The sequence below is a fragment of the Limnoglobus roseus genome (assembly GCF_008254045.1).
Taxonomy (GTDB): domain Bacteria; phylum Planctomycetota; class Planctomycetia; order Gemmatales; family Gemmataceae; genus Limnoglobus; species Limnoglobus roseus.
The window spans coordinates 269,886-283,261 of the sequence record NZ_CP042425.1; the positions used below are offsets into that span (position 1 = coordinate 269,886).

At 66.1% G+C, this 13,376-nt stretch carries 13 protein-coding genes; 7 read left to right on the forward strand and 6 right to left on the reverse strand.

Going from position 1 to position 13,376, the window contains the following annotated elements:
* A complete protein-coding gene (locus PX52LOC_RS01165; protein ID WP_149108359.1) occupies positions 1-261 on the reverse strand; it encodes a hypothetical protein in 261 nt (86 codons plus the stop codon).
* Positions 262-375: 114 nt separating this feature from the next.
* On the opposite strand from PX52LOC_RS01165, the gene PX52LOC_RS01170 reads away from it, so the two are divergent.
* From PX52LOC_RS01170 to PX52LOC_RS01195, 6 genes are all read left to right on the forward strand, one after another.
* Complete coding sequence (locus tag PX52LOC_RS01170; RefSeq protein ID WP_149108360.1) at positions 376-1,734, forward strand: (Fe-S)-binding protein; 1,359 nt, start codon at positions 376-378, stop codon at positions 1,732-1,734.
* 109 nt (positions 1,735-1,843) lie between these two features.
* Positions 1,844-3,595, forward strand: coding sequence for a S26 family signal peptidase (locus PX52LOC_RS01175; protein WP_149108361.1), 1,752 nt, complete (start codon positions 1,844-1,846; stop codon positions 3,593-3,595).
* A 153-nt stretch (positions 3,596-3,748) separates the two neighbouring features.
* A complete protein-coding gene (locus PX52LOC_RS01180) occupies positions 3,749-4,582 on the forward strand; it encodes a phytanoyl-CoA dioxygenase family protein (RefSeq protein ID WP_149108362.1) in 834 nt (277 codons plus the stop codon).
* Positions 4,583-4,642: 60 nt separating this feature from the next.
* Positions 4,643-5,314: a ribose-5-phosphate isomerase RpiA gene (rpiA, locus tag PX52LOC_RS01185; RefSeq protein WP_149108363.1), complete on the forward strand. Its 672-nt coding sequence runs from the start codon at positions 4,643-4,645 to the stop codon at positions 5,312-5,314.
* Positions 5,315-5,350: 36 nt separating this feature from the next.
* A complete protein-coding gene (locus PX52LOC_RS01190; RefSeq protein WP_149108364.1) occupies positions 5,351-5,986 on the forward strand; it encodes a MarC family protein in 636 nt (211 codons plus the stop codon).
* A gap of 160 nt (positions 5,987-6,146) precedes the next feature.
* Positions 6,147-9,350, forward strand: coding sequence for a WD40 repeat domain-containing serine/threonine protein kinase (locus PX52LOC_RS01195; RefSeq protein WP_168218742.1), 3,204 nt, complete (start codon positions 6,147-6,149; stop codon positions 9,348-9,350).
* Positions 9,351-9,431: 81 nt separating this feature from the next.
* On the opposite strand, the gene PX52LOC_RS01200 is transcribed toward PX52LOC_RS01195, so the two are convergent.
* From PX52LOC_RS01200 to PX52LOC_RS01220, 5 genes are all read right to left on the reverse strand, one after another.
* Positions 9,432-10,247 (reverse strand): A24 family peptidase, encoded by an 816-nt coding sequence (locus PX52LOC_RS01200; protein WP_149108366.1) that lies wholly within the window; start codon positions 10,245-10,247, stop codon positions 9,432-9,434.
* Between the two features lie 116 nt (positions 10,248-10,363).
* Positions 10,364-10,555, reverse strand: a complete 192-nt coding sequence (locus tag PX52LOC_RS01205) for a Flp family type IVb pilin (protein WP_149108367.1) — start codon at positions 10,553-10,555, stop codon at positions 10,364-10,366.
* A gap of 189 nt (positions 10,556-10,744) precedes the next feature.
* Positions 10,745-10,936 (reverse strand): Flp family type IVb pilin, encoded by a 192-nt coding sequence (locus PX52LOC_RS01210; protein ID WP_149108367.1) that lies wholly within the window; start codon positions 10,934-10,936, stop codon positions 10,745-10,747.
* A gap of 111 nt (positions 10,937-11,047) precedes the next feature.
* The gene (locus PX52LOC_RS01215; RefSeq protein WP_149115381.1) at positions 11,048-11,245 is read right to left on the reverse strand and encodes a Flp family type IVb pilin; all 198 of its coding nucleotides are present in this window, start codon (positions 11,243-11,245) and stop codon (positions 11,048-11,050) included.
* Positions 11,246-11,512: 267 nt separating this feature from the next.
* The gene (locus tag PX52LOC_RS01220) at positions 11,513-12,721 is read right to left on the reverse strand and encodes a radical SAM/SPASM domain-containing protein (protein ID WP_149108368.1); all 1,209 of its coding nucleotides are present in this window, start codon (positions 12,719-12,721) and stop codon (positions 11,513-11,515) included.
* 105 nt (positions 12,722-12,826) lie between these two features.
* Between PX52LOC_RS01220 and PX52LOC_RS01225 the strand changes: the two genes are divergently transcribed.
* Positions 12,827-13,375 carry a hypothetical protein gene (locus tag PX52LOC_RS01225; protein ID WP_149108369.1) on the forward strand — a complete coding sequence of 183 codons (549 nt, stop codon included), beginning with the start codon at positions 12,827-12,829 and terminating at the stop codon, positions 13,373-13,375.
* Position 13,376: the final 1 nt, after the last annotated feature.

Below are 13,376 nucleotides of genomic sequence, written 5' to 3' on the forward strand. Positions count from 1 at the left end.
CTACCATCCCAGCTTGCCACGGAGCGCATCCAACCCGCCGCCGAAGGCGGCCGCGGCGTTCGGGTACTTGCCGTCGCCGTCCAGGCGGTGGCCGTTGTTGCTCTGCGTCACGTTACAGATGAACTGACCGCTCGCCGGCCGCACGTCCAGGCGGTACTGCGGTTGGCCGCCGAGGATCACGAACACGGTGTGGTCGCCGACGCCGGCCGACAGGGAACCTTCTCGCTTCGACAGCCAGTCGGGAATCGCGGGCAACGCCATCACAGGAACCTCGGCCGGGGTTTCGGGAGAACGTCATTCTATGGACTCGTCTTCCCGGCCCAACTCCTACAATTCTCTTGCTGGCCCTCCCCGTACTCGCGCCGACGCCCCGACATGACAACCGCCTCGAAAACGACGCTCCCGCTCGTGGGGGCCAAGCCGCACCTCGATTACGAACTCGTACTCGACTGCGTCCACTGCGGCCTCTGCACGGCGAGTTGCCCGACCTACGTCGAGACCGGCAACGAGGCCGACAGCCCCCGCGGCCGCATCTACCTCATGCGGTCGGTCATCGACGGGGCGCTGCAACTCGACGACAACGTGAAGGGCCACCTCGACCTCTGCCTGAACTGCCGGGCGTGCGAAACCGCCTGCCCATCCGGGGTGCAGTACGGCAAGCTCATCGAGCCGTTCCGCGCTCACATGGACGAACTCGAACCCGGCCGCTCATCCGCGAACCTGAACGCGATCCAGCGGTTCATGCTGTTCAAGATTTTCCCGTCGCGGGTGCGCACCCGGCTGGCCCTCGCCCCGGCCCGGCTGATGCAGTGGACCGGCGTCGATTGGCTGACGGAAAAGCTCGGCCTGACGAATCTGCTGCCGCCGTCGCTCCGCCGCATGAAGCAGATGCTGCCGCAACTGAAGCCGCACTACGGCCACCTGCCGGAGATTCTGCCGGCCGAAGGGAAGCGGCGGGCGAAGGTCGGCCTGTTCCTCGGCTGCGTGGCCGACGCCCTCTACCCGCAGACGCAACTGAACACCGCTCGCGTCCTTCAAAAGAACGGCGTCGAGGTCTGGATTCCGCGGAACCAACAGTGCTGCGGGGCGCTCCACTACCACAGCGCGATGGAACCGCAGGCCCGCGAGTTGGCGGCGAAGAACTGCGACGCCTTCGGCTTCAGTGGCCCCGTGCCGAACGATTTGGACGCGGTCGTGACAAACGCGGCCGGGTGCGGGGCGATGCTGAAGGACTACACGCACCTGATGCACGACACGCCGGCCGCGGAAGCGGCGGCGAAGTTCCACGCGAAATCCCGCGACATCAGCGAATTCCTGTACGACCTCGGCCCGATCAAGCCGACGCACCCGCTGCCGATCACCGCCACCTACCACGACGCCTGCCACCTGCGGCACGCGCAACAGATTTTCAAACAGCCGCGGAGCCTGCTGGAACTGATCCCCGGCATGACGCTGGTGCCGCTGCCGGAAAGTGAACTGTGCTGCGGGGCGGCGGGCAGTTACAACCTCACGCAACCGGACATGGCCGGCCGCCTCGGCGACCGCAAGGCAGACAACATCCGCGCGACCGGGGCTAAGGCCGTGTTCATCGGCAACGTCGGCTGTCTGATGCAGATTGCCCGGCACCTGAAGGCCGTGGCCCCGGACCTGTGGTGCGCCCACCCGGTGGACGCTCTCTGGGCGAGTTACAGCGGTGAGATGCCGGCCGAGTTGAAGGCGAGCGGCCCGGCGTAAGCGGGCCGTGTCTGCGTGCGATCAAGACACGGCCCGCTTACGCCGGGCCGCTCGCCAAAATCTCTGATCGCGGCCGACGAACAGTCTTTATCACGACAGGAATTCGATCATGGCGGTTCCGACCAACGCTTCCTCGACCGCAAACCCTCCTGCCCCGGCGAAGCCCCCGGAGAAGAAGCACGCCCGCGACTCGATCCGCGAGAGCCTGGAGACGATCGTCTTCGTCGTGGTACTGGTCTTCCTGCTCAAGCAGTTCGTCGTCGAGGCGTTCGTCATCCCAACCGGGTCGATGGCCGAGACGCTCTACGGCTACCAGAAGAACATCAAGTGTGCCGAGTGCGAGTTCGAGTTCCCGCTGAACTCCAGCCGCGAGGTCGAAGGCGACCCGAACATGAACGGTGCCCGGCGGGCGATCCACGGGTACTGCTGCCCGAACTGTCGGTACAAACACGTCTTCAAGCAGAATGAGCCACTGCCGTACAACAGTTCCGGCGACCGCGTGCTCGTCCACAAGGCCCAGTACCACCAGTTCCCGCCGCAGCGGGGCGACGTGGTCGTGTTCAAGTACCCGGCCGAACCGCAGCGGCAACTCGGCGCGCAGAACTACATCAAACGACTCTGGGGACTCGGCGGCGAAACCCTCGCCATGTGGCGGGGCGACATCTACGTCTGCGACACCCTCACCTACCCGCCGGACGTGGACCGCGACGGCCAGACGCCGCGGCCGGAAGAACTGTGGAAGTTCGAGTACACCCACGCCGGCACGACGGAAACCGACGCCGCCGTGCAACGGTTCGAGCAGTCGCGGGCGGCCGGGTTCGCCGACCCGGGCGGGTTCCGACTCGTCCGCAAGAACGACGCGATGCTGGAGGCGATGAAGCGGAGCGTGTGGGACAACGACCACCAGTCGAACTACCTGGCGAACGCCGGCGTGCCGCCGCGGTGGAAGGCCGAGACGGACGACTGGACCAACGACAATGCGTCGATGCCGAAGGCGTTCACGCACACCGGCGCGGGCCTCGGCTGGCTGCGGTACCGCCACCTCGTCGTCGAGAACTTCAACGCCTTGGGCGGCGGGCCGGGCAAGCCGGTCGTGAAGCCCAAGCCGGTGGACAACTTCCTCGGGTACAACGGCGAAGTCGATGACATGAACATCGGCGGTTTCAGCAGCCCCGAGTTCGTGCTCGAACGACAGGACTACAAGTTCTGGGTCGGCGACCTGATCGCGGAGTGCCAGGCGAAGTTCACCGACCCGAACGCCGAGGTCACGCTGGAACTGTCGAAGGGGCCGAACCGCTTCCAGGCCCGGTTCGCCGGCGGGAACGTCACGCTCACCCGCACCGGGGAGAACGGCAAGGAACTCGCCACGAAGCCGACCGGCATCACCGGCGGCACGCACAAGTTGCGGTTCGCCAACGTGGACTGCTCGCTCCGCGTCTGGGTCGACGGCCGCAAGGTCGATTTCGGCACGGCCGGCGAGTACGACCCGGGCCTACCCGCGAAGTTCGAGTTCGACGCCGCCGACGAGAAGAAGGAAGGGTGGACGGTGAAGAACGACGTGGACGCCCCGGCCAGTATCGGCGCGTCCAACGGCGTCGAGGTGAGCAAGCTGAAGCTCTGGCGGGACACCTTCTACATCAACATGCAGTCCGGTGCCCGCGGCGGGGCCTACGACTCGCTGAGCAACGTGACCGGCACCGTGTACACCTACTACGTCCATCCCGGCCACTACATGTGCTTCGGCGACAACAGCGCCCAAAGCTCCGACGGCCGCGAGTGGGGCACGGTGCCCGAACGCCTGATGCTCGGCAAGGCGTCGTTCGTGTTCTTCCCGCTCGACCGGATCGGGTTCATCAAGTAACCACATCCGGTCCCCTCTCCCCGGCTTTGAGGGGGGAGAGGGTTAGGGTGAGGGGAACGCCTACCTCAATCAATCGCCTTCGCGCGGCAAACTCAACCCCCTCACCCCGGCCCTCTCCCCCGCAAAGCCGGGGAGAGAGGGAGAGAAATCGCCATGAACTCTCCCACCACGTTCAACGCGATCCCCGGCCAGGAAGAACTGGCTGGGATGCCGCGGGACCTGTCGTTCCATCCCTGCACGAACGCGAACCCGCGGGTGCTGACCCGCGAGCAGATCGAGCGGTTCAACCGCGACGGCTACCTGATGCCGTTCCGCTTCTTCGACGCGGCCGAGATCGCCGACCTCCGCGGGTACTTCGACCGACTGCTGACGCAGTACGTTGCCGAGGGGAAGGACAGTTATTCGATCAGTTCCGCCCACCTCCGGCACGGCCGCGTGTGGGACGTACTCACGAACCCGCGGATCGTCGCCGTCGTGGCCGACTTGCTCGGGCCGAGCATTATCGGGTGGGGGTCACACTTCTTCTGCAAGATGCCCGGCGACGGCAAGACCGTGGCGTGGCACCAAGATTCGAGCTACTGGCCGCTGACCCCAGCGAAGGCCGTCACCGTCTGGCTGGCGATCGACGACGCCGACCGCGGCAACGCCTGCATGAAGTACATCCCCCGCACGCACACCCTCGGCCACCTCACGTACACGCTCAGCGAGACCGACGACGCGAACGTGCTGAACCAGACCGTGGCGGACATCGAACGCTACGGCGAACCCGTTTACGTGGAACTGAAGGCCGGCGAGGCGTCATTGCACTCCGACTCGCTGTTGCACGGCTCGGAGGCGAACGCTTCGAACCGCCGCCGGTGCGGGCTGACGCTGCGGTACACACCGGGCGAGGTTCACGCTTACCTCGGCTGGGCCGACAAGGGCGTTGTTGTTCACGGCGACCCGCCGCCGCACTGGGCGAACCGCCCGCGGCCGACGGACGAATAACGGTGGTGTTTCCCCGCCGTCTCGAATACTATCTCCTCACGCACTCGCCGGGGAACCGCCATGACGAACGTCGAAGCCGCACTCAATCTCGTGACCGACGGCATGAAACTCGGCCTCGGGTCCGGGTCCGCGTCGGAGCGGTTCCTGAAGGGCCTCGGCGACCGCGTGAAGGCCGGCCTCAAGGTGCGGGGCGTGCCCACGTCCAACAAGATCGCCGATCTCGCGAAAGGCTACGGCATCCCGCTGGTCGAATTGGCCGACGCGCTGCCGATCGACCTGGCCGTGGACGGGGCCGACGAGGTCGATCCCGACCTGAACATGATTAAGGGCTACGGCCGGGCACTGCTCCGCGAGAAGATCGTGGCCATCGCGGCGAAGCAGTTCATCATCTTGATCGGCCCGGAGCGCGTCGCGGAAAAGCGCGTCGCCGTCCTCGGGCAGCGTGGTAAGGTGCCCATCGAAGTCGTGCCGTTCGCGGTCCCGCTGGTGGTGCGGTTGCTGACCGAACTCCAGTACGGGACGGAAATCCTGACCGAGAACGACCGGCCGGTCATCTCCGACAACGGCAACTACCTGCTGAACGTGGAAGTGGCCGAGATCGACGACCCGCCCGGCTTCGACCTGATGCTCAAGGGCATCCCCGGCGTCGTCGAGACGGGCCTGTTCCTCGACATGGCCGACGCTGTGTTCATCGAAACGAACGGCACGATCGAAGAACTGCGGCGGGCGTAAGCTCCGCCTGAAAGCCGGCGGCCATATAAACACCGCATGTTCGACTTCGCCGTCACCGCGTTCGTGTCGATCCTCTTCCTCGTCGACCCGCCCGGCACCGTGCCGGCCTTCATCGCGCTCACGTCGAGTTACTCGCCGGCCCGCCGCCGCCGCACGGCGTTTGTCGCGTGCCTCGCGGCCACGCTCATCATGATGGGCTTCGCCCTCGTCGGCAACGTCCTCTTCCGCGCCCTCGGGCTGACGCTGCCGGCGTTCCAGATCGCCGGCGGGCTGATTCTGTTCCTAGTCGCGATCGACATGGTCCGCTCCGAGACCGGCACGGCCGAGCCGCAGCCGTCGGACGAGGAAGCCACCGCCGAGGCCGCCACGGGTGAGGTCGCGATCACGCCGTTGGCCGTGCCCCTGCTCGCGGGGCCGGCCTCCCTCTCGACGGTGACGGTCCTCATGTCGCGGGCCGACGGCGTGTTCCAGACGATCGGCTTGCTGGCAGCCATCGCCCTGACGGGGCTGGTGTGCTACGGCACGTTCCGCCTCGCCGACCCGATCCAGCGGCGGCTCGGCATCACCGGCATTCACGTCCTCGGCCGCATCCTCGGGCTGGTCCTCGCCGGCATCGCCGTGCAGTTCGTCCTCGACGGGATGACCGCGGCCGGGCTGATCCCGAAACAGTAGGCCGTCCCCCTGTCGTCCGAAATTCACCCCGGAGCCCGCGGCATCGGTTACAATCAAGCCGAGCGATTTCGCCCGAAGGATTGACACCGCCATGTCACACCTGGGAAGTGAAGAAACCAAAGACTTCGCCCACGAGCTGTCGCGCGCGGGCGAAATGCAATTGAGGTCGACCACCCTCAACGGCCGGACCGTCGCGTACCGATCGGACACGCAAGACTTTCAAACCGATGGGCTGAAGTACCCGGACATCCCCAACTGTCACATCGTCGGCATCCTCGGCCACGGCGGAATGGGGATCGTCTATCAGGCCGTGCAGGCGGAACTGCACCGCGAGGTCGCCGTCAAGACGATCCTCGCCGGCATCGCCAGCAGCCCGATGGTGGTCGCCCGCTTCTTCGCGGAAGCCGAGGCGATGGCGGCCGTGCGGCACCCGAACGTCGCGCAGGTGTTCGAGTTCGGCAAGGCCCAGGGGACGCCGTACCTGATTGTGGAACTCCTGCCCGGCGGCACGCTGGCGGATCGCCTCCGGGACCGCAAGTCGCTCCCGGTCGAAGAGGCCGTCCGGTTGATCGAGAAGCTCGCCCGCGCCGTTGGCGCGACCCACGCCCAGCAGATCGTCCACCGCGACTTGAAGCCGAGCAACGTGATGTTCGACGCGGCCGGCGAACCGAAGGTGACGGACTTCGGCCTCGCGAAACGGGCCGACTCGAACTTGACCCTCACCGACCTGCAAATGGGCACGCCGCACTACATGGCCCCGGAGCAGGCCGAGGGGCAGGCCAAGTTCGTCGGCCCGCCGGCCGACGTCTGGGCGCTCGGCGTCATCCTCTTCGAGTGCCTCACCGGAACGCGGCCGTTCGAAGGCAAGACCACGCCGTCAATCGTTCACGAAGTCGTTCACGCGGAGGCCCCCCTCCTGCGGCGGATGTCGGCCGCACTGCCGCGCGACCTGGAGACGATCTGCCAGAAGTGTCTGACGAAAGACGTGGCCGGCCGCTACCCCACCGGGACCGAACTCGCCGACGAACTCCTTCGCTGGCTGGACGGCAAGCCGATCCTCGCCCGGCGGACGCCCCCGGCCGAACGGTTGGCCCTGTGGGCGCACCGCAAGCCGATGCACGCGCTAGCCTGGGTGCTCGTCCCGTTGACCGTCGTGCTCGGCACGTTCGGGCTGATCCTCTTCCTGATGTGGCGGTCGGCCGAGCGGGCGTACGCCGGCGAGCAGCAGGCCAAGGCCACCGTCACGCGGGCGAAGGAACAACTCGCCCTGTTCTCGCGCATCCGCGAAGAGACGTTGCAAAAGAAGCCGGGGTGGACGTGGCAGGCGCGGGCCGACCTCGCCGAGTTTGGTAAACTCCAGCCCGACGCCGACCGGATCGCCGACCTCCGCACCGATGCCGCCGCCGCCCAGACGTGTCTCGACTTCCGCGAAACCACCCCGCTAACGACCGGCTTCCCGATCGGCTCGCTCGCCGTCAGTCCCGACGGCCGGTGGGTTGCCGTCGGCGAGTTCAAGCCCGGCCTCTTCGTGCTGCCGATGGGCGTCCACCTCTTCGACGCGAAGGCCGGAAAGAAGGAGCGCACCGTCACCTTCACGCCGGGCGTCATCGTGAACTTGAAGAAAGGGATCACCCAGGACATTCTGCTCCACCTCGCCTTCTCGCGGGACGGCAACCACCTGTTCGCCGGCCTGAAGTCGGGCCGCCTCGTGTACTGGGACGTGAGGAACGAGACCGCCAATCCGGCGAAGGTGTGGGAAGCGGGCCGCGAGATCACGAGCCTCGCCCCGTCGCCGGACGGACGGTTCCTGTACACGTTCACGAAGTACAAGGGCGGCGTTCAGAAGTGGGAACCGCAGGCCAACGGCAAGCCCTTGCTCCACCCGGTGGAAGTGCCGGACGGGGCACTGGCCCTCCACCCGACGGACGGCGACCTGTTCGCCGGGTTGGGCAGCGACTTGTTTGCCCTCGACGCCGGGACGCTCGCGACGAAACCACCGAGCGGGAACTTCGCCGGCCACGGGATTCACCAGGTTTGCTTCCACCCGGAGGGCAAATGGCTGGCGGTCGGGGCCGGACGGACGCTGCGGATCGTGGACGCCGCAACGCGACTGCCGACGATGGCGTTCGTGGACCCGGTGCTGAAGACCACCGCCCACGCCGGCAGCGTGGAGCACGTCGCGGTTCACCCCTCGGGGGCGGTGCTGGTGTCACTCTCAGACGACGCGGACGACCACACGCTGAAGGTCTGGAGCGTGACGTCGGGCAAACTGATCGGCGCGACGGCGATCCCGGGCGAAGGGCTGATGTCGTTGGCCATCTCGGCCGACGGTCGCACGATCTACGTCGGCAGTTCGGACCGCACGCACCGTTTCGACCTGCGCGGCCTGGAGGTGCTGAAGCGCGAAGTTCCGGCCGCCGGGTTCGTCGAAACCGCGGCCCTGACGCCCGCGGGCACGGGCGTCGCCATTCTCACCCGGCGGCCCGAACTGACCACCGCGGCCGTGACGAAGCCGTTCCTGCTCTCGCTCGTGCGCGACGGGCGAACGACGGAGTACGCGTTCAGCGTGCCCCGCCAGGGCGATGGCCGCTTCGGGCTGGCGACCGCCGACGACCGCGTGGCTGTGACGACGGATTGCGCCGACGCAATCGTCTGGTCGTCCCGCAAGCCGACGCGGCACCAAACGCTGCCGATTCCGTCGGCCTCACTGCCGCGCTTCCAGCCGAGCGCCGACCGGTTGTGGGTGGTGCAGGACGGCCACGAACACCGGCCCTGGAACCTCGCGACCGAGAAGGCCGAAGCCGGGTGGTCGAACGCCGTGGACAAGGTGCTCAAAGGGGCGGCCGGAATTCAGGCCGCGGCCGTCGGTTCGACCCGCGTCGTGGCTGGCACGCGGGACGGCAGCGTCGTACTGGTCGATCCCGCCACGGGCAAAATCCAGAGCCGAGCCACGACAGCGGACGGGCCGGTCACGAGCCTTGCCCTGAGCCGCGACGAATCGCTCGCGGTCGCCGGATTGTACGCGGGCAAACTCCGCACCCTGAACCTGACCGCCGGCACGGAAGACGTGGTCACCGCCCCGCACCGCGACACCATCACCGCCGTCGCGCTCGGCGAAGCGGTCGGCAGCCGGTACCTCGCGACCGGCTCCAGCGACCGCTCGATCCGACTGTTCGTACGCGACGGGTCCGCGTGGCGGCCACTCTTCGCTCTGAACGACCTCGGCTCCGGGGTGAACGCACTGGAGTTCACCCCCGACGGTGGCCGCTTGCTCTTCGCGTGCGCCTCCTCGCTCGGCTACCGCGTGCTGGACCTGGACGCCCTCCACACCGAGTTGGCGAAAGACGGCTTCGGCTGGAAGTGATGTGACCGTGTCCAGCCGTGAAACAAAACAGCCCGCCCCGAAGAGGGCGGGCTGTGGTCATTTCCGGGTTGCGTCTTCGACTCACACCGACAGGAACAGGCGATACCACAGGTAGCCGAGGAAGCCGACGCACAGCGGTACGCCGTAGGGCAGGCGGGTCCAGTCCTTGCGGCGGCTGTTCGCCCGCTCCGCGGCCTTCTTCGGGCCGTGGGCCATCATCACTTGCAGGTCGGTCACGATCTCGCGGGCGTTCTGCATGTTCTTGTGCAGTTGGCGGCGGAGGGCCATGATCACGAGGCCGAAGATGCCGCCGACGATCACGCCGAGGGCGAACGACCACCAGATCACCTCGATGGCCGAGAGCGTCGTGCCGGGCAGATCCAGGTAGGTCGCCCCGAAGAACGCGCCCATCCACGAGCCGAAGGCCATGGTCATTTTCACGTCGCCTTCGCCCATGCCGCCAATGAACAGGGCCGGGAAGAGGCAGGCGAAGCCGATCAGCGTACCGAGGAGGGCCTGGCCGATGCCGCCGTGGCCGCCGAAGGTCGCACCGCAATCGTGCAGGATGCCCAGGTACCAGCCGGAGACGACCAGCGACAGGGTCAGCCAGTTCGGGACTTTGAAAGCGTAGCCGTCGATCCACGCGGCCCACACCATGCCGACGCAGATGACCACCAGTGCGCCCAGGTTCACCTCGGCCGGCATCGACTCGGTCGCCGGCACCAGTGCGCCCCACGCGAAGTGGGCGGCGAAGGCGGCGAACACCCAGGCGACGGCCGTCAACGGCACGCGGGCCAAGGTCATCGCCAACTCGCGATCGAAAGTCATGTCGTCGGCCGGTTTAGGGGCCTCAACGACGCCGGCACTGGCCGGAAGGGTGGCGAGATCATTCGCCATGACGGGATTCCTCGGGAAGACAAAGGGGGGCGTTGCGACGTTGCAACAACGTAGAACAAAAAAAAGAACCGGGCCGAAAGAATCGGCCCGGTTCCGCACACCCACAGAAAATCGCGTTAGCTCGCGCCGTTGCCGGACGCGACTTGGCCGTTGACGTAGCTGAACGTCTGGCTGGCCGTGCTGCCCAGGGCCGTGATCGCCGCGATGCACACCACGATGATCAGCGCCAGCATGACCGCGTACTCGACCGCCGTCGGGCCGTCTTCCTTCTTCAGGAACGTAACCACTGCCTTCTTGATGCTCGTCATGAGAAACCTTTCGCGTTAAATCGTGTCGGGCGAGTGATTAAAAATTGGGCTCAGGCGAGTTTGGTAGCACCCCGGAGTTGTCCGCGGACAGCTCCGATTCTTGGCGGATTGAGTGCTGCAATCCGAGGGTTTACACGTTCGCCGATTCGCCCCCTTTGTCGGGGAATCGCATTCGGCCGCGGACCGACCTTAGCTCGCGCCGTTGCCGGACGCGACTTGGCCGTTGACGTAGCTGAACGTCTGGCTGGCCGTGCTGCCCAGGGCCGTGATCGCCGCGATGCACACCACGATGATCAGCGCCAGCATGACCGCGTACTCGACCGCCGTCGGGCCGTCTTCCTTCTTCAGGAACGTAACCACTGCCTTCTTGATGCTCGTCATGAGAAACCTTTCGGGTCGGAAATTTGAATTTAGGCGAGACTTAGCACCACTGGTGGCCGCCGGGTGACGGCCACCAGATTTGTGGCGGACTGGGTGCTTCAGTCCGGTACGTCACGACGACGCGCCGTTGACTCCGGCGGCGGCGTTCAATTGAGCGTTTGCGAAGACTCCGGAGGCGGAACTACCGAGGGCGGTAACGGCCGCGATGCAGACCACGATGATGAGGGCCAACATCACGGCATACTCGACGGCAGTCGGACCGTCCTCCTTCTTCAGAAACGCTGTGACGTGCCGAGCGACTTTCGCCAACATGGCACTCCTCGAAAAAAGTGTGTCGGACGGTGAGTTGACTGGTGTCCGTTCAGGATCACGCACCAGTTTGAACCCCCGTCCTGTACGCCGGAACCATAGATCGGGCGGTTGGGGTGTCAAATTCGCCGCAACCGCTTCAACTTGAAAAACCGCTAAAGTGCCGGGCACCGTGGGAAATGCTGACAGATGGGCGTTGTCCGATGACAACGCAAACGCCCGCCGTGGAGGGCGGGCGCGGAAATTGACGGGGGATCGGAACTACGGTTACTTTCGGTAGACGCCGAAGTCGCTGAAGAAAATGCGCTTCGCGAAGCGGTAGAGGGGGTTCTTCTCCGGCACTTCGTTGCCGGGGTTGTGCTGCGAGCCGCGGGGCGTCAACGCGCTCAGTTCCGCCAACGCCGTCCGGCGGGCGGTCACGTCCTTCGCGGCGTGCCGTTCGACGACGGCCTTCAGCAAGTCCGGCCGCTCCAGCACGATGCAGCCGCGTGTGGCTTCCGCCGCCGTCTCGCGGAAGTCTTTGAGGTACGCGCTGGTCAGAAATTTCTCGCGGAGCGTGCGGCCGTCGCCCTTCGTGGAGTGGATCGACTCCTTCGAGAACTGCACGATGGGGCACGGCTCAATGTCGCCCCACGGGTTGATGTGGTGGCTAATCCCCGTTACGGCCGGGCACAGGGCGTTCCCTTCGCCGTCGTAGTACGCATCCACGATCACGATGGGCTTCTTCGCCCGCATCTCGACGACGAACTCTCGCGCCCGCCGCGCCTGTTCCGGTGTCAGGCACAACTCCGGGTTCGGGTTCGGCCCCATCGGGCGGTAGACGTGGAACCACGTGTACATCACGCCCATCTCGATCAGCCGATCGACCCACTTCTCGGTCAGCAGGTCGTCGATGTTCGTGCGGCACAGGCTGGTGCAGACGCCAGTGAATACCTTGTTCCGCACGCAGTTCTGCACGCCTTGCAGGGTCTTCGACAGCACCCCCGCCCTTCCCCGCCGCTCGTCAGAGATGATCTCGCTACCCTCGACGCTAATCAACGGCGTGACGTTGCCGAGTTCGCGCATCCGCTTCGCACGCTCGTCGGTGATGAAGTGGCCGTTGGTGAAGATCTGGAAGTAGCACTCCGGGAACTCGGCGAGCATGTCGAGCAGGTGCGGGTGCATGAACGGCTCGCCGCCGACGATGCCGAAGAAGATGTTGCCCATCTGCTTCGCCTCGCGGACGAGCTTGCGGAACGCCGGCGGGTCGATGGTGTGCTGCTTGTGGGCCACGTCCACCCAGCACCCCTGGCAGCGGAGGTTGCAACTGTTAATGATCGACACGTACAAGAACGGCGGGAACACCTGCCCGCGCTTCAGCCGCGACTTGTGCCGCAGGACCGATAGCCCGCCCTTCACGCCCATGTTCCAGGCGAGCTTCCACAGCAACCGCTTGTCGGCCTCGAACAGCATCCGCTTGGCCATCTTCAACATCATGGCGTGGTGTCCCCGGTGGTACAGGTGATCTTACCGAGGAAATGGCGAGGGGCTTGCACCGAATGAGCGAGCAGGCGAAGATCATGCACCTGCCGGGAGTGAAACATGGACACGCCATCGGTCGATGCGGACGAGCACCTGCGGACAACCGTCACCGTCCAGAAGTTCCTGATCGGCGGACTGGCCCTAGGCGCGGCGGTCATGGGCGTGGTCGTGACAGTCATGCACTTCGTGGTTCTGGACGGGAAGGCGATGGCCCCCGATCTGCCGCGGTTCGGCGGTGTGTCGATCCTCACACTGATCGTCGGCGTGGTCGTATGCAGTACGACCGTGGCCTCTTTCATAATGGCCGACACCGTGCGGCGGCAGACCCTAGCGCGCCTCGGAACGGCCCCGCCGGCGGCGACCTCTTTGGAAGACCGTCGGACGTTGCTCGCGGGCTGGCAGGGCAGCGGCATCGTGCAAGCTGGACTGTGCGAAGGTCCGACGATCCTGGCGCTGGTCTCGTTCCTCATCACCGGCGACGCGGTGTTGCTCGGCGTCGCCGGCGCGATGCTCGCGCTGTTGCTGTCGCGATTCCCAAGCGAAGACTCGACCCGCCGCTGGTTGGACGCGGCGGAGGAAGAGTTGGGCCGCACGCGAACGGGCGCGTAGA

Coding starts and splice junctions, on each gene's coding strand:
- PX52LOC_RS01190 (WP_149108364.1), top strand. CDS start 5,351: ATGTTCGACTTCGCCGTCACCGCGTTCGTGTCGATCCTCTTCCTCGTC.
- PX52LOC_RS01180 (WP_149108362.1), top strand. CDS start 3,749: ATGAACTCTCCCACCACGTTCAACGCGATCCCCGGCCAGGAAGAACTG.
- PX52LOC_RS01220 (WP_149108368.1), bottom strand. CDS start 12,721: ATGATGTTGAAGATGGCCAAGCGGATGCTGTTCGAGGCCGACAAGCGG.
- PX52LOC_RS01165 (WP_149108359.1), bottom strand. CDS start 261: ATGGCGTTGCCCGCGATTCCCGACTGGCTGTCGAAGCGAGAAGGTTCC.
- PX52LOC_RS01205 (WP_149108367.1), bottom strand. CDS start 10,555: ATGACGAGCATCAAGAAGGCAGTGGTTACGTTCCTGAAGAAGGAAGAC.
- rpiA (WP_149108363.1), top strand. CDS start 4,643: ATGACGAACGTCGAAGCCGCACTCAATCTCGTGACCGACGGCATGAAA.
- PX52LOC_RS01170 (WP_149108360.1), top strand. CDS start 376: ATGACAACCGCCTCGAAAACGACGCTCCCGCTCGTGGGGGCCAAGCCG.
- PX52LOC_RS01210 (WP_149108367.1), bottom strand. CDS start 10,936: ATGACGAGCATCAAGAAGGCAGTGGTTACGTTCCTGAAGAAGGAAGAC.
- PX52LOC_RS01225 (WP_149108369.1), top strand. CDS start 12,827: ATGGACACGCCATCGGTCGATGCGGACGAGCACCTGCGGACAACCGTC.
- PX52LOC_RS01200 (WP_149108366.1), bottom strand. CDS start 10,247: ATGGCGAATGATCTCGCCACCCTTCCGGCCAGTGCCGGCGTCGTTGAG.
- PX52LOC_RS01175 (WP_149108361.1), top strand. CDS start 1,844: ATGGCGGTTCCGACCAACGCTTCCTCGACCGCAAACCCTCCTGCCCCG.